This is a genomic window from Streptomyces sp. NPDC026522 (assembly GCF_055567555.1).
In genome coordinates this window covers 634,275-656,775 of the sequence record NZ_JBVHQF010000002.1, presented here as the reverse complement: position 1 = coordinate 656,775, position 22,501 = coordinate 634,275, and the positions used below count along the sequence as shown (strand labels likewise).

The 22,501-nt window shown below is 74.3% G+C and carries 21 protein-coding genes; 8 read left to right on the top strand and 13 right to left on the bottom strand.

What is annotated here, in order from left to right; all coding sequences use genetic code 11:
• The first annotated feature begins 134 nt into the window (after positions 1-134).
• Together ACZ4M3_RS07605 and ACZ4M3_RS07600 are read left to right on the top strand one after the other, a co-directional pair.
• The gene (locus ACZ4M3_RS07605) at positions 135-1,118 is read left to right on the top strand and encodes an XdhC family protein (RefSeq protein WP_467730674.1); all 984 of its coding nucleotides are present in this window, start codon (positions 135-137) and stop codon (positions 1,116-1,118) included.
• Positions 1,119-1,259: 141 nt separating this feature from the next.
• Positions 1,260-1,700 carry a DUF6479 family protein gene (locus ACZ4M3_RS07600; RefSeq protein WP_467730673.1) on the top strand — a complete coding sequence of 147 codons (441 nt, stop codon included), beginning with the start codon at positions 1,260-1,262 and terminating at the stop codon, positions 1,698-1,700.
• A gap of 39 nt (positions 1,701-1,739) precedes the next feature.
• On the opposite strand, the gene ACZ4M3_RS07595 is transcribed toward ACZ4M3_RS07600, so the two are convergent.
• A complete protein-coding gene (locus ACZ4M3_RS07595; protein ID WP_467730672.1) occupies positions 1,740-2,645 on the bottom strand; it encodes an ATP-dependent DNA ligase in 906 nt (301 codons plus the stop codon).
• A complete protein-coding gene (ligD, locus tag ACZ4M3_RS07590; RefSeq protein WP_467730671.1) occupies positions 2,642-3,526 on the bottom strand; it encodes a non-homologous end-joining DNA ligase in 885 nt (294 codons plus the stop codon). Before ligD ends, ACZ4M3_RS07595 begins: the two co-directional genes overlap by 4 nt.
• A 31-nt stretch (positions 3,527-3,557) precedes the next feature.
• On the opposite strand from ligD, the gene ku reads away from it, so the two are divergent.
• Positions 3,558-4,676: a non-homologous end joining protein Ku gene (gene ku, locus ACZ4M3_RS07585; RefSeq protein ID WP_467730670.1), complete on the top strand. Its 1,119-nt coding sequence runs from the start codon at positions 3,558-3,560 to the stop codon at positions 4,674-4,676.
• Positions 4,677-4,796: 120 nt separating this feature from the next.
• Here ku and ACZ4M3_RS07580 read toward each other — a convergent pair whose 3' ends face one another.
• Positions 4,797-5,636, bottom strand: a complete 840-nt coding sequence (locus ACZ4M3_RS07580) for a nuclease-related domain-containing protein (protein WP_467730669.1) — start codon at positions 5,634-5,636, stop codon at positions 4,797-4,799.
• A gap of 183 nt (positions 5,637-5,819) precedes the next feature.
• On the opposite strand from ACZ4M3_RS07580, the gene ACZ4M3_RS07575 reads away from it, so the two are divergent.
• The 3 genes from ACZ4M3_RS07575 to ACZ4M3_RS07565 all read left to right on the top strand — a co-directional run bounded on the left by ACZ4M3_RS07575 (position 5,820) and on the right by ACZ4M3_RS07565 (position 8,209).
• Entirely contained in the window at positions 5,820-6,125 is a 306-nt protein-coding gene (locus ACZ4M3_RS07575; protein ID WP_467730668.1) for a hypothetical protein, read from the top strand.
• A 153-nt stretch (positions 6,126-6,278) separates the two neighbouring features.
• Positions 6,279-6,968 (top strand): hypothetical protein, encoded by a 690-nt coding sequence (locus tag ACZ4M3_RS07570; RefSeq protein ID WP_467730667.1) that lies wholly within the window; start codon positions 6,279-6,281, stop codon positions 6,966-6,968.
• On the top strand, positions 6,965-8,209 hold the full coding sequence (locus ACZ4M3_RS07565) for a histidine kinase dimerization/phospho-acceptor domain-containing protein (RefSeq protein ID WP_467730666.1): 1,245 nt from the start codon (positions 6,965-6,967) through the stop codon (positions 8,207-8,209). The genes ACZ4M3_RS07570 and ACZ4M3_RS07565 overlap by 4 nt, the downstream gene beginning before the upstream one ends.
• Positions 8,210-8,766: 557 nt before the next feature.
• Here the strand turns inward: ACZ4M3_RS07565 and ACZ4M3_RS07560 are convergent.
• From ACZ4M3_RS07560 to ACZ4M3_RS07550, 3 genes are read right to left on the bottom strand one after another with little or no spacing between them, the layout of a single operon-like run.
• Positions 8,767-9,033, bottom strand: a complete 267-nt coding sequence (locus tag ACZ4M3_RS07560; RefSeq protein ID WP_467730665.1) for a hypothetical protein — start codon at positions 9,031-9,033, stop codon at positions 8,767-8,769.
• 10 nt (positions 9,034-9,043) lie between these two features.
• Positions 9,044-9,760 (bottom strand): TetR/AcrR family transcriptional regulator, encoded by a 717-nt coding sequence (locus ACZ4M3_RS07555; RefSeq protein WP_467730664.1) that lies wholly within the window; start codon positions 9,758-9,760, stop codon positions 9,044-9,046.
• Positions 9,761-9,789: 29 nt separating this feature from the next.
• On the bottom strand, positions 9,790-10,719 hold the full coding sequence (locus ACZ4M3_RS07550) for an AurF N-oxygenase family protein (RefSeq protein ID WP_453354918.1): 930 nt from the start codon (positions 10,717-10,719) through the stop codon (positions 9,790-9,792).
• Between the two features lie 179 nt (positions 10,720-10,898).
• On the opposite strand from ACZ4M3_RS07550, the gene ACZ4M3_RS07545 reads away from it, so the two are divergent.
• A complete protein-coding gene (locus ACZ4M3_RS07545; RefSeq protein WP_467730663.1) occupies positions 10,899-12,020 on the top strand; it encodes a ferritin-like domain-containing protein in 1,122 nt (373 codons plus the stop codon).
• Between the two features lie 65 nt (positions 12,021-12,085).
• Here the strand turns inward: ACZ4M3_RS07545 and ACZ4M3_RS07540 are convergent, their stop codons facing one another.
• The gene (locus ACZ4M3_RS07540; RefSeq protein WP_467730662.1) at positions 12,086-13,558 is read right to left on the bottom strand and encodes a penicillin-binding transpeptidase domain-containing protein; all 1,473 of its coding nucleotides are present in this window, start codon (positions 13,556-13,558) and stop codon (positions 12,086-12,088) included.
• Positions 13,555-14,928, bottom strand: coding sequence for an FtsW/RodA/SpoVE family cell cycle protein (locus tag ACZ4M3_RS07535; protein ID WP_467730661.1), 1,374 nt, complete (start codon positions 14,926-14,928; stop codon positions 13,555-13,557). The genes ACZ4M3_RS07540 and ACZ4M3_RS07535 overlap by 4 nt, the downstream gene beginning before the upstream one ends.
• A gap of 223 nt (positions 14,929-15,151) precedes the next feature.
• On the opposite strand from ACZ4M3_RS07535, the gene ACZ4M3_RS07530 reads away from it, so the two are divergent.
• Positions 15,152-16,480: a C40 family peptidase gene (locus ACZ4M3_RS07530; protein WP_467730660.1), complete on the top strand. Its 1,329-nt coding sequence runs from the start codon at positions 15,152-15,154 to the stop codon at positions 16,478-16,480.
• Here the strand turns inward: ACZ4M3_RS07530 and ACZ4M3_RS07525 are convergent.
• From ACZ4M3_RS07525 to ACZ4M3_RS07505, 5 genes are read right to left on the bottom strand one after another with little or no spacing between them, the layout of a single operon-like run.
• The gene (locus ACZ4M3_RS07525; RefSeq protein ID WP_467730659.1) at positions 16,426-17,691 is read right to left on the bottom strand and encodes a styrene monooxygenase/indole monooxygenase family protein; all 1,266 of its coding nucleotides are present in this window, start codon (positions 17,689-17,691) and stop codon (positions 16,426-16,428) included. The genes ACZ4M3_RS07530 and ACZ4M3_RS07525 overlap by 55 nt on opposite strands.
• A 51-nt stretch (positions 17,692-17,742) precedes the next feature.
• A complete protein-coding gene (locus ACZ4M3_RS07520; RefSeq protein ID WP_467730658.1) occupies positions 17,743-18,363 on the bottom strand; it encodes a GTP-binding protein in 621 nt (206 codons plus the stop codon).
• On the bottom strand, positions 18,344-18,727 hold the full coding sequence (locus ACZ4M3_RS07515; RefSeq protein ID WP_467730657.1) for a DUF742 domain-containing protein: 384 nt from the start codon (positions 18,725-18,727) through the stop codon (positions 18,344-18,346). The genes ACZ4M3_RS07520 and ACZ4M3_RS07515 overlap by 20 nt, the downstream gene beginning before the upstream one ends.
• Complete coding sequence (locus tag ACZ4M3_RS07510; RefSeq protein ID WP_467730656.1) at positions 18,724-19,197, bottom strand: roadblock/LC7 domain-containing protein; 474 nt, start codon at positions 19,195-19,197, stop codon at positions 18,724-18,726. The genes ACZ4M3_RS07515 and ACZ4M3_RS07510 overlap by 4 nt, the downstream gene beginning before the upstream one ends.
• Positions 19,194-22,196, bottom strand: a complete 3,003-nt coding sequence (locus ACZ4M3_RS07505) for a sensor histidine kinase (protein ID WP_467730655.1) — start codon at positions 22,194-22,196, stop codon at positions 19,194-19,196. The genes ACZ4M3_RS07510 and ACZ4M3_RS07505 overlap by 4 nt, the downstream gene beginning before the upstream one ends.
• Between the last annotated feature and the right edge of the window lie 305 nt (positions 22,197-22,501).

The window sequence follows — 22,501 nt, the reverse complement described above, 5'->3', positions numbered from 1 at the left end:
CGGAGGCGCCGGGTCTGTGGGTTTTGGGGGATGGGTAGGCGTAGGCGGTGTGCGTAGGTTGACGGGAAACCGCCGCGGCGCCGCTGACCAGGTGCTTTGCGGTGGGCTCTGACGACGAGGATGGGGCGGACGCGATGCGTGAGCTGGTGCAGACGGCGCGGCAGTGGGTGGCCGAGGGGCGGGACGGGTACCTGGCCCGGCCCGTCACCGAGCAGGGGTTCGGGCCGCGGGACCCGGCGGGCTCGGTGCTCGTGGACGCCCGGGGGGAATGCGTGGGGGCGCTGTACCGGGGGGTGTTCGACGCCGAACTCGTCGCGGAGGCGCGCGCGATGGGGCCCGCGGACACCGCGCGGGTGTGCGAGGTCTCCGTCGGCGCCGGGGAGGCGACGCAGGCGAAGCTGACCTGTGGCGGCCAGGCGGAGGTGCTGCTCCAGCCGTTGGCGACGGTCCCGGCGGAGTGGTGGGAGCTGCTCGGCGCGGGGCACGGGGTGGCGCTGGTGACCCGGCTGAACGAGGCCGCGGACCGGGCGGTGAGCGAGGTCGTACGGGCCGCCGACGCCCCGGCCGACGACGCCGCGCGGCGGGCGGGTGAGCTGCTGCGCACGCGGCGGCCGGGGCGGGACGCCCTGTACGGGGGCTCGGGGCTGGTGCTGGTGGAGGCGTACCCGTCCGCGCCGCAGGTGGTGATCGGCGGGGCCGGTGAGCTCGCGGAGCTCATCGCGCGGCAGGCCGAGCTGCTGGAGTGGGACGCGGTGACGGTCGGGTCGGCGGCCGAGGCGGAGAAGGTGCTGGCCGCCCACCGGGACGCCGCCTGCCTGGTGCTCCTCAGCCATGACCCGGAGTTCGACGTGCCGGCCCTGCGCACCGCGCTCGCGCTGGGCATCCCGTACGTCGGTGCGCTCGGCTCCCGGCGGACCACCACCCGGCGCCGCGAGGGGCTGCTGGCGGCCGGGGTGACGGAGGCCGAGCTGGCCCGGGTGCACGGGCCGATCGGCCTCGATCTCGGGGCGCGGACCCCGCCGGAGACGGCCCTGGCCATCTGCGCGGAGATCCTCGGGGTGCTGGGCGGCCGGGACGGCGGGGGGCTGCGGGACTCCGAGGGGCCGGTGCGGGGGTAGTGGCTTCGCGGGAGGGCTCCGGCGGGCGGGCGCAGGAGCCCTCGTGGGCTCGTGGGCGGCTTCCGGACCGTGCCCGGCTGCGTCCCCGCGTTGGGCGAACAGATCGGGTGAATACGTACCGAATGCGGGAAAATAGTACGTATGAACACGATCGCGTTGGAAGACGCGCACAATGCCGTTTGGTTCATCTTCGTCGGCCTGGTCATCGTCGCGTTCCTCCTCGCCGCCTTCAAGCTGGGCCAGCGGGTGCGCGCCAAGGAGCCGCCGCCGCCCGCTCCGGAGAGCCAGCCGCACCTGCCCGACGGCGGCGCGGTGTACGAGGTGCGCGAGGAGCGGGACGCCGTGGAGTTCCCCGAGAGCGGCCTGCGCCCGCACGAGATGCAGGGCTTCGGCAACTTCGGGTCCACCACCTCCACCCACCCGGACGACGTCCGTGCGGCCCGCGAATCCGGGTACCAGCACTCGCACCCGCACGCCGGCGAGCGCCCGTCCTCCGAGGTCACCGAGCCCCCGCCGGCCGCCCCGCCGACCCCGCCGGAGCCGCCGGTCGCCCCGCCGCACGGGGGGACGGACCACAGCTGACGCCACCGGGACCGCCGAACGGGCCTCCGACGCCACTCGTCAGAGGTCCGTTCGCAGGCGCAGCACCTCCGGCGGCGGATGGCGCAGCGAGGTGTGCCTGACCTCCGCCGCAAGGGGCGGGTCGAGCGGCCGGTAGGCCACTTCCCCGAGCCCGATGGCCGTGACGGTCGCCACCGCGCCCGCCCCGGCCGGGGCCCCGCCCGGACGGGCGGCCAGCGTCTGGGACAGCTCCCTGCGCAGCGGCGCCGAGAGCGGGCTCGACACCAGCGGGGCCTCGTCGTCACCCGGCACGACCAGCACCAGCGCCGCCGGCCGGCGCGGCGTGCCGGTGTAGCCGATCACCGCCGCGTCCCGTACGTCGGTGTGCCGCAGCTTCTGCCAGGCGCGCCGGCCCGCCGGGTAGGGCTGGTCCAGCCGCTTGACGACCAGGCCCTCGATGCCGCTGGCGGGCAGCGTCTCGTACCAGGTCTCGGCGAGCTCCGGGTCGGTCGTCATCGGCACCGGCTGGAGGGGCGGCCCGAGCGGGAGCAGCAGGTCCACCAGGAGCGCCCGGCGCCGTTCGTACGGGCGGCCGCGCACGTCGACCCCGGCCAGCTCCAGGACGTCGAACGCCGCGTACGAGGCCGGCAGGCTCTGCGCGAGCACCGGTGCGCGGGCCGCCGTGGCCGCCGCCCGCCGCTGTACGAGGGCGAAGTCGGTCCGGCCGTCGTGCCAGACCACGACCTCGCCGTCGAGCACGGTCCCGGCGGGGAGCAGCTGCGCGGCCAGGGCCAGATCGGGGAACGCGCCGGTCACGATCCGGCCGGAGCGGGCCTGGAGCACCACTCCGTCCGCGGTGCGCAGGATGACGAGCCGGTGACCGTCGAACTTCGGCTCGTACGCCAGGCCCGCCGCCCGCGGGAGGGTCCGTACGGTGGCGGCGAGCGCGACCTGGACCCTGCTCATGGCAGCGCCCCCGCCCGCCCCGGGTCGGTGAGCGGGGCGAAGAGGTCGCCGGAGCGGGCCAGCCGGGGCGCGATGTCGTCGGCGAGGAACACCAGGTCGGCGGGGTTCGCGCAGGCGGCCACCTCTGCCCACGAGACGGGCGCGGAGACGGTCTGGCGGGCCCGGGCGCGCAGCGTGTAGGGGGCGGCGGTGGTCTTGGCGGCGGCGTTCTGACTGTGGTCGACGAAGACCTTGCCGGGCCGCAGCGCCTTGGCCATCCGGTGCACGACGAGCTCGGGGAGTTCCCGTTCGGCCTCCTGGGCGAGCTTCTTCGCGTACGCGGACACCCGCGCCGACGCGGTGGGCTCCAGCGGCGCGGACAGGTGGAGGCCCTTGGCGCCGGAGGTCTTGGGGTAGGCGTGCAGGCCGTCGGCGGCCAGCCGGTCGCGCAGCCACAGGGCGGCGGCGCAGCACTCCACGACGGTGGCGGGCGGCCCGGGGTCGAGGTCGAGGATCAGCCGGTCGGCGACGGCGGGGCTGCCCGCCGTCCACTGGTGGACGTGGAACTCCACGACGAGGTTGGCGGCCCACATGAGGGTGGGCATGTCGGCGATGACCACCTGTTCGGCGGACGGGTCCTCCGAGCGCGGGACGGGGCTGGTCCTCACCCAGTCGGGGGTACCGGGCGGCGGGTTCTTGGTGAAGAAGAGCTGCCCATCGGGGCCGTCGGGGTAGCGCAGGAACGACACCGGCCGGTTGTGGACGTGGGCCAGCAGGGGCTGCGCGACGGTGGCGTAGTAGTGCAGCACCTCGCCCTTGGTGAAGCCGGTCTCCGGATAGATGACCTTGTCCAGGTTGCTGAGCGCGATGCGCCGCCCCTCCACCACGGTGATCGGCGTCATACGATGAGATTGCCATGAAACGGGAGGAACTGTGCGATCCATCTGGAACGGGGCGATTTCCTTCGGCTTGGTCAGCATCCCGATCAAGCTCGTGAACGCCACCGAGAGCCATTCGATCTCCTTCCGCCAGATCCACGTGACCGACGGCGGACGGGTCCGGTACCGCAAGGTGTGCGAGCTGGACGGCGAGGAGGTGCCGGCGGCCGAGATCGGCAAGGGGTACGAGGAGGCGGACGGCTCGATCATCCCGATCACGGACGAGGACTTGGCGCAGCTGCCGATCGCCACGGCGAAGACGATCGAGATCGTGTCCTTCGTACCGGCCGAGGAGATCGATCCGCTCCAGATGGACGCGGCGTACTACCTCGCGGCGAACGGGGCGACGGCGGCCAAGCCGTACACGCTGCTGCGGGAGGCGCTCAAGCGGAGCCGGAAGGTGGCGATCGCCAAGTTCGCGCTGCGGGGGCGGGAGCGGCTGGGGATGCTGCGGGTCGTGGACGACGTCATCGCGATGCACGGACTGCTCTGGCCGGACGAGATCCGGCGGCCCGAGGGGGTCGCGCCGGAGACGTCGGTGACGGTGCGGGATGCCGAACTGGACCTGGCGGACGCGCTGATGGCGACGCTGGGGGAAGTGGACATCGACTCGCTGCACGACGACTACCGCGAGGCCGTGGAGGAGATGATCGCGGCGAAGGCGGGTGGGGCGTACGAGCCCGCGGAGGCCGTGACGGAACCGGCCGGGGGTCAGGTGATCGACCTGATGGCGGCGCTGGAGCGGAGCGTGCAGGCGGCGAAGGCCTCGCGGGGCGAGGGCGGCGGCGGGGCCGAGGGGGTGGCGGCGGAGGGGGAGGTGACGCCGATCCGGCGGAAGACGGCGGCCGCACCGAAGGCGGTGGGCGGGAAGAAGTCCACGGCGGCCTCCGGGACGGGGGCGGCGAAGAAGACGGCGGCGGCCGGGCGGAAGTCCACGTCGGCGGCGGGGTCGAGGTCGGCGGCGGGGTCGGGCGCGGGGTCGGCATCCGCGAAGAAGACGGGGTCGGGCGGGGGGAAGTCGAGCGGGACCAAGTCCACTTCGGCGGCCGCGAAGAAGACGGCGTCGGCGTCGGGGAAGAAGGCCGCGGCGGGGCGCAAGCGGCGCTCGGCGTGACGGTGCCCCGGCCGGGCGGTGAGGAGGTCCCGTACCGGATGCCCGTGCCGCCTGCTGCCCGGGCCGGGCGGGGAGCGGGGGCCGCGCGGCTGCCCGTGCCGTCGGGCGGGGCCGGTTGCCTCAAGCGCCGGCAGGGCTGGGGGGCCGGGGTCCGGTGGGTGGGGAGGTCAGCCAGGTGTGGGTGTCGCGGGCCAGGGCGAAGAGGGCTTCGGTGTCCGGGGGTTTGAGGGTGGGGGTGGCCGTCGTGAAGAAGGGGGCCGCCGTGGCCGGTTGGAGGACGCGGACGTCGCGCAGGGTCGGGGCCACCTCGACGGTCGAGGCGTCGGCCACCGTCAGCACCGGGGTCGCCGGAGCCCGCAGGGCGCGGGCGGCGTGGGCCGCCGCGCGGCGGATGCGGCGCACGTCGGGGCGCGGGCCGGCGCGGCCCACCGTGAGCAGCAGGTCCCCCGCCTGGACCCGTTGGCGCCGCCCCGCCACCGTGGCCACGCAGAACACCCCGGCCGGCCCGATCAGCAGGTGGTCGATCAGCCCGCCGCCCGGCAGCGGCACGGCGTGCAGGACCCGCCAGTCCAGCGCTTCGAGGGCCTCCAGCTCCGCCCCCACCGCCTCCAGGGCCCCGATCTCGCGGCGCAGCCGGTGCCGGGCCCGGGTGCCCGGCGCGCCGTGGACCAACTCCCCCAGCAGCGGTTCACCCGGGCGGTTCGGCGCCAGGTCCCGGTCCGGGGGAAGGGCCAGCCGGAGCCGCTCGACGGGCGTGGGCACCGGCGGCGGGCCGACGGCCACCTCACCGCTCAGGTACGGGCGCAGGACCGCCAGCACCGCCTCCCGGCGGGCCTCCTCCAGCAGGCTGACCCGGTTGGTCCGCCGGTCGTACCAGGCCACCGCCCGGCCGTCCGGCAGGTTGACGAACAGCCGGCCGCGGCCGGGCCGACCGCTCGGCAGCACCATCAGTCCGCTCATCACCCTCACCCCCGGCGTCCATGGGAGCAGGCGGTGCGCCGCCCGGCAATCCCCCGGACGGCGCGAGGTGTGACGACTCCGAGGGAACGCCGTCGGCTCACCGTTACAAGGCCATCGCCCTACCGCAACGGCGCGCCCCTACGGTGGGACGTCCCAGGCCGAGCCCCACCGCAGAGGACTTCCGTGACCACCGTCAGTCGCCGCACCCTCGTTCGTGCCGCCGCCGTGACCGCGTGCGCCGGCGCTCTGCTCGCCGTGCCCGTCGCCGCCGCGCTCGCCGAAGGGATGCCGGCCGCCCCGGCCGCCGGTACGCGGACCACGGCCGACGGCCGGCTCTCGTCCTGGGCCGGGGCCACCGCCCCCGGGCCGGACGGGCAGGCTCCGGCCGGCCACGGGGCGTTGCTGCTCGGCGCGGGCGGCGGGATCGCGGCCGTCGGCGCCGCCGGGCTGGGCTTCGCGATGCTGCGGCGCGGCCGTACGGGCGCCTGACGCCGCGCGCCCGGCCACCTCCACGGCACCCGCGCGTCGCTCCCCCGTCGCCGGGGCGTCGCCCAGGTGTGCGGGCGGAACCGGACCGGGTCGGCCTAAGGTTGGCGGGAAACCGCCCGTCACCCCGGCACCGCTTAGAGGAGGCCCACCGCTGTGCGCACGCTCCTCTTCCGCGCGGGTACCGGGCTGCTCGTGTCGGCCTGCCTGATGCCGCTGCTGTCGGCGTGCGGCGACCCGGGCGGGCTGGCCGCCGCCGGGCCGACCCCGACGGCGCGCGGACCCGTACGCCTGTGGCCGTGGCGCAAGGGGGCCGACGTACCGCCCGCACCGCCCGGGGGCGTGCCGCCGGTGTACGTACAGGGTCTGCCGCTGGTGCACGACCAGAACGTGCACGAGGTGGACGCGGTGGCCCTGGTCCAGGCGGAGCTGCGCGCCCACCTCGGCGCCGTGACCGGTGCGGACGGCATGCCGAAGGAGACCGCCGACGCGATCCGGGCCTGCGGGACGGAGACCTCGGAGAAGTGCCCGGTGCTCGCCCCGTACTACCGGGACCTCACGGGGAACGGGAAGGACGAGGTCGTCGTCGGGATCGAACTGCCCGGCAGCGTGATGTCCGTACGCGCCTACACGGCCGACCCCGACGGGCGGCTCAACCGGATCATGGCGACCACCGAGACCGTCATCGGCGTCGAGCTGGCCGGGGAGAACGTGGTCGTGCACGTGCCGAGCGGGCATGCCGGGTACGAACTGATCAGCACCTGGTCGTGGGACGAGAAGCAGCGGAGCATGCTGGCGACGCGCGAGCAGATCGTACGGGCGCCGGCGCGCCCGCGGACGCCATGAGGGCCCGGCTGCCCGCGTGGACCGCCACGCTCACCTGGAAGGCGGCGTGCTTCATCGTGGTCATGTGCTGTTCGCTGGCGGCGGCGCTGGGCGCGCTCGTGCACGTGGAGGTCACCCGGCAGACGGTGGACAACGCGCGCGACCGGGCCCTGGAGAAGCTGGCCGACGCGACGCGGTCGTACGAGGCGGGCGAGGCGCTGCCGCCGCGCTCGGCGCTCGATCCGGCGGGCCTGCCGGGGCCGCTGCGGAAGCTGGCGCTGGGCGGACGGCGGGGTACGGTCGTGGCCGACTTCCGCGGGCGGCAGGTCATGTGGGCGGCCGGCCCGGCGGACGGCCGGGCCCTGGCCACGGCGGTGGACTACAGCCAGGCGGCCCGCACGATCAGCGGGCTGGACCACGCGATCATCGGCTCCTCGCTGCTGGCGATCGGCGGCACGCTGCTGGTGGGCGCGTTCGCGGTGACGCGGGTGACGCGGCGGCTGCACCAGACGGCGACGGTCGCCCGGCGGATCTCCCAGGGGGACCTCGACGCGCGGGTGGGCGACCCGCGGACGAAGGACCCCTCGCGGCACCAGGACGAGGTCGCGACGGTGGCGGGCGCGCTGGACACGATGGCGGCCACCCTCCAGGGGAAGCTGGAGCGCGAACAGCGGTTCACGGCGGACGTCGCGCATGAGCTGCGGACACCGCTGACCGGGTTGCAGGCCGCTTCGGAGCTGCTGCCGGAGGGGCGGGCGACGGAGCTGGTACGGGAGCGGGTGCGGACGATGCGGGAGCTGACGGAGGACCTGCTGGAGATCTCCCGGCTGGACTCGGGCCGGGAGGTGGTGGAGACGGACCTGCACCAGCTGGCGCGGCTGGCCCGGCGGGTGGTGCGGGCGACGGGGACGCCGACGGAGGTGGTCGTGGTGCGGGACGCGCTGGTGGAGACGGACCGGCGGCGGCTGGAGCGGGTGCTCGGGAACCTGGTGGCGAACGCCCACGGGCACGGGCGGGAGCCGGTCGTCCTGACGGTGGACGGGCCGGTGGTGACGGTACGCGATCACGGGGACGGGTTCCCGGAGTACCTGCTGGAGCAGGGGCCGCAGCGGTTCCGCAGCGCGGGGGCGGGGTCCCGGGCCGGGAAGGGGCACGGCCTGGGGCTGACCATCGCGGCCGGCCAGGCGGGGGTGATCGGGGCGCGGCTGGAGTTCCGCCAGGCGGAGGGTGGCGGGGCGGAGGCGGTACTGCGGTTGCCCTAGCCCTGACCGGGCGGTGCGGGGGCCGGGTTCGGCTGGCGCGCCGTTGCGCGAAGCGGTCCCGGCTTCGCCGGGCGCCTCAAACGCCGGCGGGCTGGGTTGGCTGCGCCTGGGCGGGGGAGGCCACCTCTATCCCCCGGCCCGGCACGCTCTCCGGCCCTCCGGAGGCCAAGTCCGCCTCGCGGCCCGGCAAGTTGCCCGGCGCCGCCGGGGGTAAGACCGCCTCCCCGGCCCGGCATGGTGGCCAGGGCCGCCGGGGCAGGGCCGCTCCGTAGGTCTGGTAGGGCTGGGCAGGCCGTCAGGCCTCGCCCGGGCGGGTCGGTGAACGGGCACCGACGGGCATCACTATGTGGCCCGGGGGCGACACGGTTCACGTTCCCATCCACCGGGCCGGGGCCCCACCCCCCAGTCCCGCCGGCGCTTGAGGCGAAACCGACCCGCCCGGCGGCACGGGCAACCCCAGCGGGAGACGCCCAACGACCCGGCCAGGGCACCGGCCCCTCCGGCGCTTGAGGCGAAACCGACCCGCCCGGCGGCACGGGCGACCCGGACCGGCCCGCCTAACGACCCGGCCAGGGCCACGGCCAGCGCACCCGCGGGCGGGTGCCCTCCGGGCGGAACGCGTACTTCCAGCCCTTCTGGAGCCCCAGGCGTTTCGTCTGGCCCGCCGGGACCCGTTCGTACAGCAGGACCGTCGGGGCCGCGCCCCCCGGGTCCGGGACCGGGATCTCGTACCACTTCGGCGGGTGGCCGGTCGGGCCCACCAGGACCGGCAGGGACCGGCCGTCCATCGGGCCGCCCTCGAAGGGGGTGACTTCGCTTCTCACCCCTCCAGTGTCACAGCAGGTGCGCCGCCTCGGAGACCACCGGGATCACCCGCCGGGCCAGCACCCCGACCGGGCCCTCCGCCGATTCCAGGGCCAGCGCCGCCCGCGCCGCCGCGGCCGTTTCCGGGTCGGTGGCGGCCGTCGCGGTCAGGAGGGCGATGAACTGGTCCACCAGCCAGTCCCGCAGCGAGCCGACCTCCGGCTGCTTCCCCTCGTCGATCCAGATCAGCGAGGCCCCTTCCACCGCCGTGATCCAGGTCCGCACCATCATCCGCAGCCGCGGACCCGGGTCCGGGACGGCCAGGTGGAGGAGGATCTGTTCGGCCGCGGCGCGGCGGATGCCGTCCACCGTCGCCGTCGTACGGGAGGTCTCCACGACGCTGCCGCCCTGGAGCAGCGCCGCGAAGCCGGTGTCGTGCTCGTCCACGAAGGTCAGGTAGCGGTCCAGGGCCCGGGACAGCCGCTGGGTCAGCGGACCGGCCTGGGGCTGCGCGAAGCACTGCTCCAGCAGCTCCGCCGCCGAGCGCAGGGCCGCCTCGTACAGCTGCTGCTTGCCGCCCGGGAAGTAGCGGTAGACCAGCGGGCGCGAGACCCCGGCGGCCTCGGCGACGTCGTCGAGGGAGACCTCCTCCGGTGCCCGGTGCGCGAACAGCGACAGGGCCGCGTCGAGGAGTTGGGCCCGCCGCTCCTCGACGCTCAGCCTGCGGTACGCCCGTACGGTCGTCATGCCCGCAGGGTAACCCCGCGGGCGGCCGCTCAGGCGAGGAGTCCCGAGCTCCGCCACAGCCTGCGGCCGACGCCGCGCAGCACGCCGATGTCGTCGAGGAAGTCCGTCAGCCGCTTGGCGCCGGTCTGCATGACCTCCCGCCGGTGGCCGCTGGCCTTGACCTGCGCGACGGCTTCGCGCCGGTCCAGGCCGATGTTCTCGTAGACCTGCGGGTTGACGAAGGCCAGCGAGAAGACGCGGGCGGCCTCGCCGCAGCTGATCCGGGTGAGTTCCTGCTCCCAGCGCGGGGCGGTCAGCATCTGGCGGCGCAGTTCCTCGCGGGCGTAACGGACGTGCCGGGCCTCTTCGATGACGTGGATGCGGGTGACCCCGCGCACCAGCGGCTGGATGCGCTCGTCCGGGAAGGTCAGGCGCTGCATCCAGTCGAGGATCTCCTCGCCGAGGAGGGTGCAGGCGAAGGAGCCGGGGGTGGTGGAGACCGTCTTGAGGACGCGGGCGAGGTTGTGGTGGGTGCGCGAGACCGGGTAGGCGGGGGTGTCCGCCTTGCGGATCATGCGGGCGAACATCATGGAGTGCCGGCATTCGTCGGCGATTTCGGTGAGCGCGTAGCGGACGTGGTTGCTGACCAGCGACTTGTCGTAGATGTGCCGGACGAGCAGCTGCATCAGGATGATCTCGAACCAGATGCCGAGGGAGCCGAGCGCGGCCGCCTCGTGGCGGGAGAGGTCGATGCGCTGCTCCTCGCCCATCTTCTTCCACAACGGCGTGTCGTAGAGCGAGAGCAGTTCGGGCGGCCAGTAGTACTTGCCGTCGATCGGCGGGGCGTCCCAGTCGAGTTCCCGGTCGGGGTCGAAGGAGTGCTTGGCCGAAGATTCGAGCAGCCGCTCGGCCGTCTCCTCGCGGTCCTTGAGGAGGCCGAGGGCGTCCCTCGGCGCTGCTCGATCGGTCACGGTCGTCATGGCTTCGGACACCTCGCTCGTCGAGTTACCGGCGGTCACCGCTTATGAGACTGCCTGTCAGCAAGACCGTCAATCCCCCTGGCGCGAGTTGTTGACCCCGCGTCTACCAACGTGTGACGCTGCGAGCGGTGGCCAACTGTCCACTCCTGTAGGCGAGTACCCGAGGCAAGGGGGCGTCAGTGTCGACGCACGAGCTCTACACCAAGGACCCGGGCGAGGGCGTCTGGCAGGTTCCGGCTTCCGGCGCCGCCCGCTTCAGCTGGGAGTACGACGGGGGCCGGGAGCGGCTGCTCGCCCTGTACCAGAAGGGCAAGGACAAGCAGTGGGACGGCGCCAAGCGCATCGCGTGGGACCTGGAGGTGGACCCGTACGATCCGCTCGGCACCCCCGACGAGGTGCTGACGCTCTACGGCACCCGCTACTGGGCCAAGCTCACCGACAAGGACAAGGGCGAGCTGCGCCGCCATTACGCGGCATGGAACTTCAGCCAGTTCCTGCACGGGGAGCAGGGCGCCATGGTGTGCGCGGCGCGCATCGTGGAATCGGTGCCGGACCTGGACGCGAAGTTCTACTCGGCCACCCAGACCATGGACGAGGCCCGGCACGCGGAGGTCTTCGGGCGCTTCCTGCACGAGAAGGTCGGGATGCTCTATCCGATCAACGACAGCCTCCAGGGGCTCCTCGGCGACACCTTGCGCGACTCCCGCTGGGACATGCCGTACCTGGGCATGCAGGTGCTGATCGAGGGGCTGGCACTGGCGGCCTTCGGGATGATCCGCGACACGACCGACAAGCCGCTGCCCAAGCAGATCCTGGCGTACGTGATGCACGACGAAGCCCGGCACGTGGCGTTCGGCCGGATGGCGCTGCGGGACTACTACAAGCAGCTGACGGACGCCGAGCTGCGCGAGCGCGAGGAGTTCGTGATCGAGGGCTGCTACCTGATGCGGGACCGGCTGCGCGGGGTGGAGGTGCTGGAGAACTTCGGCATCCCGAGGAAGGAGGCCGAGGAGTTCAGCGAGCAGTCGGAGTTCCTGCACCTGTTCCGCAGGCTGCTGTTCAGCCGGATCGTGCCCTGCGTGAAGGACATCGGACTGTGGGGCGACCGGCTTCAGCGGGCGTACCTGGAGATGGGCGTCTTCGAGATGGGCAACTCCAACCTGGACCTGCTGATGAGCGAGGACGAGGAGATCGCCGAGGCGCTGGACCGGGAGCGGTTCGCAGCCGAGGAACGCGACCGGGTGGCGGAGGTCCGGGCCGCGATCGAGGAAGGCGCGCGGAGCGCCGGCCCCAGCGCCTGAGCGCCTGAGCGCCTGAGCATCTGAGCGCCCGAGTGCCCGAGTGCCCGAGTGCCCCGGCACCCGGCTCACGGTGCCGGCGGCTTCGCCGCCAGCGCCGCCGCCATCACCGCGCGCGCGATCGGGGCCGCCGCGCTGTTGCCGCTGATGTCGCCGCGCTCCGCCGCCCCGTCCTCGACGACCACCGCGACGGCGACCGCCGGCAGCGGCGCGTCCCGCCCCCGGGCCCAGGCGATGAACCAGGCGTACGGCGTACCCGCGTTGCCGACGCCGTGCTGCGCGGTGCCGGTCTTGCCGCCGACCACCGCGCCCGGGACGGCCGCGTTGCGTCCCGTACCGTTCTCCACCACCTTGACCATGAGGTCCTGCACGCGCAGCGCCGTCGCGAGGCTCATCGCCCGTCCCAGCGTCCGCTGTTCGCCGCGGCGCACCTGACTCCCGTCGTCCTGGGTCGTCCGCTCCACCAGGTACGGGCGTTTCAGCTCCCCGCCATTGGCGACCGCCGCCGCCACCATCGCCATCTGGAGCGGGGTGGCCTTGGTGTTGAACTGCCCGATCGAGGAAAGCGCCAGCTGGTCGGGGCTCATGTCGGTGTCGAAGGCCGACGGCGACACCCAGGACGGCACGCGCAGCCCGTCGTCGTTGAATCCGAAGCGCCGCGCCGCGTCGACCATGCGGGCCAGGCCCACCTGTACGCCGATCTTGGCCATCACCGTGTTGCAGGACCACTGCACCGCCTCGGCCATCGAGGCGTCCTCGCAGCCGGTGGCCTCGTTCGGCAGCAGGGTGCTGGTTCCCGGGAGCGGGTACGGGTCGGGGGTCCGGGTCGGGGCGTCCACGTCCTTGACCACCCCGGCGTCGAGCGCGGCCGCCGCCGTCACGATCTTGAAGGTGGAGCCGGGCGGGTACGTCTCGCGCAGCGCCCGGTTGAGCATCGGCTTGGCGGGGTCCGCGTTGAGCCGCGTCCACGCGTCCTTGACCCGCGCGCCGGTCCCCGAGAGCTCCGCCGGATCGTAAGAGGGACTGCTGACCAGGGCGAGGATCCGCCCGGTGGCCGGCTCCAGGGCCGCGACCGCGCCCCGCTTGCCGGCCAGCCCCGTGTACGCGGCGCGCTGCACCGCGGCCCGGATCGTCGTCACCGCGTTCCCGCCGGGCGGGTGGCCGCGCGCGAGGTCGTACCAGAGCGGGAAGGCGGACAGGCCCGGGTCGGTGCCCGCGAGGACGGCGTCCTCGGCCCGTTCCACGAAGCTGGTCCCGTACGTCTGGGAGGAGAACCCGGTGACGGGCGCGTAGAGCGGGCCGTTGGCGTAGGTGCGCTCGTAGCGCAGAAGTTGGCCGCTGTCGCGGGATCCGGTGACGGGCCTGCCGTCGACCAGGATGTCCCCGCGGGGCTTCGCGTACCGCTCGACGGCGGCGCGTTTGTTGGCCGGGTTCGCGCCGTAGGCGGCGGCCTCCCAGACCTGCACCCGGCCCGTGTTGACCAGCAGGGCGGCGAGCAGGAGCGCGCAGAAGTACGCGCACCAGCGGATGTAGCGGATCACCCGGGACCCGCCTCTCCGGCCGGCACCGGCCTGCGGGCGCTGTCCCCGAGCCGGATCAGCAGGGCGACGATGATCCAGTTGGTGACGACGGACGAGCCGCCCTGCGCCAGGAACGGCATGGCCATGCCGGTGAGCGGGATCAGTCCGGTGACGCCGCCGGCGATGACGAACACCTGGAGGGCGAGGATCGAGGCGAGCCCGGTGGCGAGGAGGCGCCCGAAGGGGTCGCGCAGCGCGAGTGCGGCGCGGAAGCCCCGGTCCACGAGGAGCCCGTAGAGCAGCAGGATCGCGGTCAGGCCGACGAGCCCGAGTTCCTCTCCGGCGGTGGCCAGGACGAAGTCGGACTTGGCGGCGAAGCCGATCAGGAAGGACTGGCCGTGGCCGAGGCCGGCGCCGAGCAGGCCGCCGGCGCCGAAGGCGAAGAGGGACTGGGCGAGCTGGCCGGGGCCGTCGCCCCGTGCGATGGAGGCGAAAGGATTCAGCCAGTCCTCGACCCGGCTGTGCACGTGCGGTTCGAACGTCCCCACGGCGTACGCGCCGAGGGCCGCGAGCAGCAGTCCGATCGCGATCCAGCCGATCCGCCCGGTGGCGGTGAACAGCATGATCACGAACAGGCCGAAGAAGAGCAGGGACGTGCCGAGGTCCCGTTCCAGGACCAGTACGCCGACGCTGAGCAGCCAGATCGTGAGGATCGGGCCGAGGACCCGGCCGGGCAGCAGGCGCAGTTTCCACAGCAGCCGGCGCCCGGTGAGGGCCAGGGCGGTGCGGTTCGCGGCGAGGTAGGCGGCGAAGAAGACGGCGAGCAGGATCTTGGCGAACTCCCCCGGCTGGAAGGAGTACCCGGCGAACCGGATCCAGATGTGGGCGCCGTTGACGGCCGGGAAGAAGACGGGGACGAGCATCAGCGCGAGCGCTGCGGCGACGGAGAGGTACGCGTACCGCTGGAGCACGCGGTGGTCCCGCAGCACGGCGACGACCAGCACGAACAGCCCCAGCCCGAGGCCCGACCAGCGCAGTTGCTCGTCGGCGGTGGGGTGGCCGGGGGTGGCGAGGTCGAGCCGCTCGATCAGGACGAGGCCGAGTCCGTTGAGCAGGACGGCGATCGGCAGTACGAGCGGGTCGGCGTACGGGGCGCGCAGCCGCACGGCGAGGTGCGCGATCAGGGCGGCGGCGGCGAGCCCCGCGGTGCGGCGGGTGACGGCGTCGGGGAGGTGGCCGGTGGCGGCGAGGCCGACGTAGAGGTGGCCGAGTACGGAGATCAGGACCGCCCCGGTCAGCAGGGTCAGCTCGATGCCCCGGCCCTTGGGGGTCCGGGCGTCGGGAGGCGGGGGCGGGGCGGGCTCCGTCACCTTCGCCGTCAGAGCGGTCATGGGGCGAACGTAGCAAGCCCCGGAACACTATGTCCGCTTATGTCACAGTGCGCCGAAGAGTCGCCACAAACGGTCGGAATACGCGGCGATCGCGAGCCGCGGTGGCGGCCGGATCCCACCGCCGCGAACCCGCCGAACAGGTGACGCCGCCTCACCCCGCCGTCTTCGCTGGGCCATTCGTCATACCGGACGTGGCAGCATCGGCCACCCCGGAGGTGATTACATGACAAACCGACCACGCCTTGTCCACACCGTCTGCATCGCCGCCGCCGTCCTGCTCGCGGCCGCCGGTCCGCCCGCCACCGCCCGCGCCGAACCCCTCCCCGCGACGGAACCCGCCGCGGCCCCCCGGCCCGGGGCCGCCGGGCCGGCCGCCGCGCCGCCCCCCGCCGGCCGGCCGGCCGCCACCGAGTCCGTCGGGGTGCTGCTGACCCGCCTCCAGGACCTGTACCAGAAGGCGGAGCAGGCCTCCGAGGCCTACAACGCCACCGAAGTCGCCCTCAAGGCCCGCCAGGCCGAGGAGCGCCGGCTCACCACCGAGCTCGGCACGGCCCGCACCGCCCTCAGCACCGCGCGGGCCCGCGCCGGGCGGCTGGCCCGGGAGCAGTACCAGGGCTCGCGCGGCGGGCTCTCCCCCTACCTGCGGATGCTGCTGTCCGGCGACCTCCGGCACGCCTCCGACCAGCGCCGGCTCACCACCCTCCAGGGCGCCCGCACCGCCGGCCTCCTCGCCCGCCTCGAACACGGCGAGCAGCGGGCCGGGACCCTCGCCGGCGCCGCCCGCAAGGCCGCGGACGCCCAGCGGAACCTGACCGCCGAGCGGAAGCGGCACAAGGAGGAGGTCACCGGCCGGCTCAAGGAGGTCGAGCGGCTCCTGGCCTCCCTGACCGCCGACCAGCTCGCCCGGCTGGACGCCCGCGAGACGGCGGTCACCGCCGAAGCGCAACGGGAGCTGCTCGATTCGGGCCGCCTCGGCCGGGCGGGCGCCCCCGGCGCCCCCTCCGCCCCCGGCGTCCCCTCAGCCCCCGCCGGCCGGGCCGCCGCCCCCGCAGTCTCCGTACCCACCGCCACCCCCACCGCCGCGGGCGGCGCGGCCCTCGCCTACGCGGCGGCCCAGATCGGCAAGCCGTACGTCTGGGGCGCCGAGGGTCCGGCCTCCTTCGACTGCTCCGGGCTCACCTCCCGGGCCTGGGAGCACGCCGGGCGCGCCATCCCCCGTACCAGCCAGGAGCAGTGGGCGCAGCTGCCGAAGGTGCCGCTGGACCGGCTGCGCCCCGGGGACCTGGTGGTGTACTTCCCCACCGCCACCCACGTCGCCCTGTACATCGGCGACGGCAAGGTCATCCAGGCGCCCCGCCCGGGAAGCACCGTCAAGGTGTCGCCGATCGCCGCGAACCCGGTGCTGGGCGCCGTCCGCCCCGACCCCGCCGGGATCCCGCTCGCCTCGTTCACCCTCCCGCCGCTGCCCGATTCGGCCACGGCGGGGGACGACACGGGCTACTCCGGGGCCGGGCCCGACGCCGACACCGGAGCCGCGACCTCCGCCAGGTAGTCCGCCGCGTCCTCGGGGTCGTAGAAGTACGCGTCGAAGTCGGCCGGGTTGTCGAAGCCGTTGGCGAATCGATCCGCCACCGGCGCCAGCTCCCCGGCCGCCCCGATCAGGTTCAGCACGTGCTCCGGCGGCACGCCCAGCATCGCGTTCGTCCACTGGGTCACCGGCTTGCCCGTCGTGAACCAGTACTTGTCGAAGGTCGCCTTCATCCACGCCTCGTCGAACGGCTTGTCGCCGTGCATGAGGATCGACGAGAGGTACGAGGCCGCGCACTTCGCGGCGGAGTTCGAACCCTGCCCGGTGATCGGGTCGTTCGCCACGACCACGTCGGCGACGCCCAGCACCAGGCCACCGCTCGGCAGCCGTCCGATCGGGTTGCGGACGACGGGCGCGTACCGGCCGGCGAGGGTGGCGCCCGCGTCCGTCAGGTCCACCTTGGTGGCCCGCGCGTACTCCCAGGGCGTGAACTTCTCCATCAGTTCCAGGGTCAGCGCCAGGTGCTCCGAGGGGTCCTTGATCCCCTTGAAGGCGTCCACCGGACCGCCCGGCAGGCCCTCCCAGAACAGGATGTCCGCCCGCCCCGAGGTGGTCAGGGTCGGCATGACGAACAGCTCGCCGACGCCCGGCACCAGGTTGCAGCGCACCGCCTCGGTGTCCGGGTGCTCGGGGCGCGGCCCGAGCCCGTGCACGTACGAGACCGCCAGCGCGCGCTGCGGCGCGTCGAACGGGGAGCGCGCCGCGTCCCGGCCGAACATCGACACCAGTTCGCCCTTGCCGGCGGCGACGAGCACCAGGTCGTAGGTGCGGGAGAAGAAGTCCAGGTCGGCGACGGACGCGCCGTGGACGACCAGCTGGCCGCCCCGCTGCACGAACGTGTCGGTCCAGCCCGCCATCTTCACGCGCTGGTCGACGGACTGGGCGAAGCCCTTCAGCCGGCCGAGCCAGTCGACGGCGCGCCCGCCGTCGGGGCCGGCGACCGAGACGCCGACGCCCTCGATCTTCGGGGCCTGCCGCTCCCAGAAGGCCAGCTGGAGGTCACGCTCGTGCTGGAGCGCCGTGTCGAACATGCACTGCGTGGACATGACCCGCCCGGTGCGGATCTCATCCGCCGTCCGGTTGGACATGAGGGTGACCTCGTACCCCTTCGACTGGAGTCCGAGGGCGAGCTGGAGACCGGACTGGCCGGCCCCCACGACGAGTATCTTGCGCATCTCACGTTCTCGATTCGGGGTCGACGGTGCTGCGGGGTGCTGCGCTTCGCGCTATTCGGGGGTGACGTCCAGGGCGTGCGAGACCAGGGTGAGCAGGGACTCGACGACCGAATCCCGGCGCCGTGCGTCCATGGTCACGACGGGGACCCGCGCCGGGATGCCGAGCGCCTCGCGCACGTCCGCCTCCTCGTACTCCGGCGAGCCCTCGAAGTGGTTGACCGCGACCGCGTACGGCAGCCCACAGCTCTCGAAGTAGTCCAGGGCCGGGAAGCAGTCGCGCAGCCGGCGCGTGTCGGCGAGCACCAGCCCGCCGATCGCGCCCCGCACCAGGTCGTCCCACATGAACCAGAACCGCTCCTGGCCCGGGGTCCCGTACACGTACAGGACGAGGTCGTCCGCGAGCGTGACCCGGCCGAAGTCCATGGCGACGGTGGTGGTGCCCTTGTCCGGGGTCGCGGACAGGTCGTCGGTGGCCGCACCGGCCTGGGTCATCACCGCCTCGGTGCGCAGCGGGGTGATCTCGGAGACGGACGACACGAAGGTGGTCTTGCCGACGCCGAAGCCGCCCGCGACCAGCACCTTCACGGCGACGGGGGCGCGCGAACGGTCGTACTGCCACGGCTGGACGGGCTCGGCCGCGGCCAGGTCCGGATCAGAGACGGCGAAGGCCACTGAGCACCCTTTCCAGCAGCGCGCGGTCGGGACGGCCGGTGCCGTGTCCCGTGCCGTAGACGCGGACCCGTCCCTGGTCGGCGAGGTCGCTGACCAGGACGCGGACCACGCCGAGCGGCAGTTTCAGCAGCGCGGCTATCTCGGCGATCGTGCGCATGCGGCGGCACACCTCGACGATGGCCGGCATCTCCGGCATCCGGTCGGCCTTCTCGGCCGGTCCGGTGTCGAGGGCGGCGACGAAGGTCTCCACCAGCAGGACCTGCGCGAAGCGGGTCCGGCCACCGGTGAGGGAGTAGGGCCGGACCCGGGCGGGGCGGCGGTCGGCGCCGCGTATGGGCAGCCGGTCGGAGGCCGGACTCCTCACGGGGTGTTCTCCATCGACTGGCGCAGCTCGCTGCGGACTTCGGGGGTCAGGACGTGCCCGGCCCGGCCCACGAACAGGGCCATGTGGTAGGCGACGACGCTCATGTCGCAGTCGGGGGTGGCGTGCACGCCCAGCAGCGAGCCGTCACTGATGACCATGACGAACACGGAGCCGTGCTCCATCGCCACCATGGTCTGCTTCACGGTGCCGAACTCCATGAGCTCGGCTGCGCCGCTGGTGAGGCTGCCGAGCCCGGAGACGATGGTGGCGAGGTCGGCCGAGGCCCCCCGGGGGCCCTTGGGCCGGTCCGTATCCGCCGGGCCCACCGGCTCCGAGGAGAGCAGCAGCAGCCCGTCCGAGGAGACGACGGCGACGGAGTTGACGCCCGGCACCTCCTCGACCAGGTCGGTCAGCAGCCATTGCAGGTTGCGGGCCTGGGTGCTCAGTCCGTACGTACTGGGCGCGGTCATGTGCGTGCCTCCTGTGCGGTGTCCCCCCGGTCGGTCTGCCCTTGGTCCCGGCCCTGGCCCCGGTCCGGGCCCTGGTCGTGGTCCGGGTCCTGGTCGTGGTCCCGGTCCGGCCCCTGGTTCCGGGCGAGTTCGGCGGCCGCGACGCGCCGCCCGTCCTGGGAGCCCTGGTAGAAGCCGCCGAGCCGGCGGCGCAGCTCGTCGGCGTCCACCCGGCGCGGTTCGGGCCGCGCGTCGGCGGTCCGGCCGGCCGGCGCGCCCGGGGCCGCGGGGCGCCGGGTCCGCTTGGGCAGGCCCTTGCCGGTGACGGCTTCCTCGGGGTGGCCGTGGTTGCCCTGGCGCGGGAGCCAGTTGTCCTCGGCGGTGGCCCGGCCGTGCGGATCGGGCTCCGCCGGTGCGGCGTCGGGCCGCGCGGGCCCGGACGCCGTTTCCTGTTGTACGACGGCCCCGGGCGCGGTCTCGGACAGCGGCTCGGCGCCTTCCCGGGCGGGCTCCGGCACCCCGAAGGCCGCCGGGTCCGGCGCGGGCACGACCCGCGCGAGGAGGTCCTCCTCGGGACCCGCCCCGCCCGGCGCCCCGGCGGCGGGGGCCGCCGCCGTGAACACCTGCTCGGCGGGGGGCAGCTGCCCGGCGGGAGCACCGAAGGCCCCTTCGACGGCCTCGGGCACGACCCGGGCCAGCAGCTCCTCGGCGGGCTCGGCCCGGCCCGCGTCGGCCGCGCCCCCGGCCGCCGGCCCCTGCTGGGCGGCGGCCCGCACCTCCTGGCCGGTGTCCGGGAGGGACCCGTCGGCCGGGCCGTCGGACTCCGCGGCCGGGAACTCCTGCGCTCCGCGGCCCGGGGCCGGTTCCGCGCCGGCGCCCGCGGGCACCTCGGGTGCGGCGTCCCGGCCGGTGACGGCGGCGCCCTCGGCCGGTTCGGCGGCCGCAGGCATGCGCGGGGGCAGCGTGTTCTCGTTCGCCTCGGCGATCACCCCGGGCAGCCGGAACTCCGGCAGCCCCGGCGTGGCCAGCGCGTGCACGGGCGAGCTGGGCGGCGCGGTCGGCAGCAGCGCGGCCGGGACGACCACCAGGGCCTCCGTCCCGCCGTGCCGGCCGGCCCGCAGCTCCGCGGTGACCCCGTGCCGGGCGGCCAGGCGGCCGGCCACGTACAGGCCGAGCCCGAGCCCGTGTTCCGCCTCGGGCTCCTCGTCGTAGGCCTCCGGCGCGGCCAGCCGGGCGTTCAGCGACTCCAGCCGGTCGGCGGTGACGCCGATGCCCTGGTCCAGCACGGACAGCACCACTTCGCCGGAGTCCAGCAGCCGGCCCGAGACCTTCACCTTGGCGTCCGGCGGCGAGAACGTCGTCGCGTTCTCCAGGAGTTCGGCGAGGAGGTGCGAGATGTCGTCGGCGGCGTGCCCGGCGACCTGCGTGTACGACGGCAGCGCCGCCAGGTCGACCCGCTCGTAGCGCTCGATCTCGCTGACCGCCGCCCGCATGACGTCGACCAGCGGCACCGGCAGCGCCTGCCCGTGGCCGTGCTCCTGCCCGGCCAGCACGAGCAGGTTCTCGTTGTGGCGGCGCATCACCGTCGCCAGGTGGTCCAGCTTGAACAGGGTCGCGAGCCGCTCGGGGTCCTGCTCCTTGGACTCCAGTTCCTCGATGACCGCCAGCTGCCGCTCCACCAGGCCGAGGGTCCGCAGCGACAGGGAGACGGAGGTCGTCGACATGATGCGCCGGTGCTCCTCCAGCCCGGCCCGGAGCTGCGCGAGTTCCGCCTCCAGCCGGGCGCGGACCTCCTTGAGCTCCGTCTCCAGCGCGCCCCGGCCCGAGGACAGCGCCTCGTTGCGGCCGATGAGGCGGCGCCGGTCGGCATCGAGTCCGGCGATCTTGGTGTGCAGGGCGACGGTCTGGTCCCGCACCGCGTTCAGGTGGCCCACGACCTGGGCGAACTCGTCGTTGCGGCCGGTGAACCGGACCGGCTCCACCGAGCCCTCCGGCGTCGCCAGCCGTTCCGCGCCCCGGCGCAGCACCGACAGCGGCCGGGTCAGGGAGCGGGCGACGGCCGTGGAGACGCCCACGACGAACAGGAACAGCACGCCGAGGAAGGCGACGAGCAGTTCCAGCCGCTGGACGTCGTCGTCGCGCAGGGTGGCGAGCGCGGTGGAGCGCCGGCTCGCCAGGGTGGACTCCACCGAGCGCATCCGGTCGATCCGGGCGGTGAGGGCGGAGCCGACGGAACCGGCGTCGGCCTTGCGGTCGTTCGCGGACAGCGTCGGCCGCTCGGTGAGGCGCTTGAGGTAGTCGTCGGCCGTCTTGACCTCGGGACCGGTGACGGTGGCGGTCAGCGTCTGCCGTACGTCGGGCCGCGCGGCCCGGGCGAAGTCGTCCAGGGCGGCCTGTTCCCGTACCCGGGAGCGCTGGGCGGCAGCGGTGAGTTCGTCGGCGGCGGCCGAGCCGGCGGACTGCTCGGCGCGGGGGACGGCCAGCGCGGCGAGCAGCAGCCCGCGGGTCGCCGAGGCCTGTTCGACGGCCTGGCCGAGGGGGGCCAGCGGGCGGGTGGTGGCCAGGGCGGCCTCGGCGCGCGGCGGGGTCAGTTCGGCGAGCCGGTCGCCCGGCGCGAGGAGTTCCGCGATGACGGCGGTGTAGGCCTGGTACGCGGCGAGGGGGCTGCCCTTGCCGTCGACGGCCTCGGTGCGTACGGGCCGGATCCGCCCGAGGACGCCCGCGAGTTGCTCGTCCGCGTCGGCCTGGACCTCGGACAGCTGCCGGTCGGTACCCGCGACACGTTCCTGCACGGGGGTCTTGGCGCCGCTGGGACGGCCCTTGGCGGCGTACTCGACCACGGCGTCCCGCTCGTCGCCGAGCAGGTGCGCCAGGGTGAGGCTCGCCTGCGCCTGTTCGGCGAGGGTGACCAGTCGCTGGGAGTCGCTCAGTTCTCTGGTTGCGGAGACGACGGCGGGAGCGCCTGCCGCGAGGACGGTGAGGCCCGCGACGGCCACGCCGACCACCAGCCTGCTGCGCACGCGGACGCGACGTCCTGCGATGGCGGGTCCGTCTGCGCTGGCGGTGCCGTTCTTCCGAGACCGCTTCTTCTGCACCGGTGCTCGCAATCCTGTACGTGTGCTCGTGCTCGTCTACTCGTGTGGCCGAGGTAACGGCCGGTCAACAAGTAAACGCCTCCTGCCCCCTCGTACCGCCTCAGACCTTCGCAGTGCGATGGGAACAGAGCCGCACATCGCCCACCCCGCCACTCGAAGGAGTGAACATCACGGAGGAGTGGCCGACCAACTCGGGCGGCGCGCGCCAGGTGCCCTCCGTGGACCGGCGG

Bases quoted from the DNA above. Each gene is read 5' to 3' on its own strand.
- ACZ4M3_RS07580 (WP_467730669.1), bottom strand. From the start codon at position 5,636: ATGAGCGGACTGATGGTGCTGCCGAGCGGTCGGCCCGGCCGCGGCCGG.
- ACZ4M3_RS07550 (WP_453354918.1), bottom strand. From the start codon at position 10,719: ATGACGACCGTGACCGATCGAGCAGCGCCGAGGGACGCCCTCGGCCTC.
- ACZ4M3_RS07595 (WP_467730672.1), bottom strand. From the start codon at position 2,645: ATGAGCAGGGTCCAGGTCGCGCTCGCCGCCACCGTACGGACCCTCCCG.
- ACZ4M3_RS07525 (WP_467730659.1), bottom strand. From the start codon at position 17,691: ATGCGCAAGATACTCGTCGTGGGGGCCGGCCAGTCCGGTCTCCAGCTC.
- ligD (WP_467730671.1), bottom strand. From the start codon at position 3,526: ATGACGCCGATCACCGTGGTGGAGGGGCGGCGCATCGCGCTCAGCAAC.
- ACZ4M3_RS07555 (WP_467730664.1), bottom strand. From the start codon at position 9,760: ATGACGACCGTACGGGCGTACCGCAGGCTGAGCGTCGAGGAGCGGCGG.
- ACZ4M3_RS07605 (WP_467730674.1), top strand. From the start codon at position 135: ATGCGTGAGCTGGTGCAGACGGCGCGGCAGTGGGTGGCCGAGGGGCGG.
- ACZ4M3_RS07565 (WP_467730666.1), top strand. From the start codon at position 6,965: ATGAGGGCCCGGCTGCCCGCGTGGACCGCCACGCTCACCTGGAAGGCG.
- ACZ4M3_RS07600 (WP_467730673.1), top strand. From the start codon at position 1,260: ATGAACACGATCGCGTTGGAAGACGCGCACAATGCCGTTTGGTTCATC.
- ACZ4M3_RS07510 (WP_467730656.1), bottom strand. From the start codon at position 19,197: ATGACCGCGCCCAGTACGTACGGACTGAGCACCCAGGCCCGCAACCTG.
- ACZ4M3_RS07535 (WP_467730661.1), bottom strand. From the start codon at position 14,928: ATGACCGCTCTGACGGCGAAGGTGACGGAGCCCGCCCCGCCCCCGCCT.
- ACZ4M3_RS07530 (WP_467730660.1), top strand. From the start codon at position 15,152: ATGACAAACCGACCACGCCTTGTCCACACCGTCTGCATCGCCGCCGCC.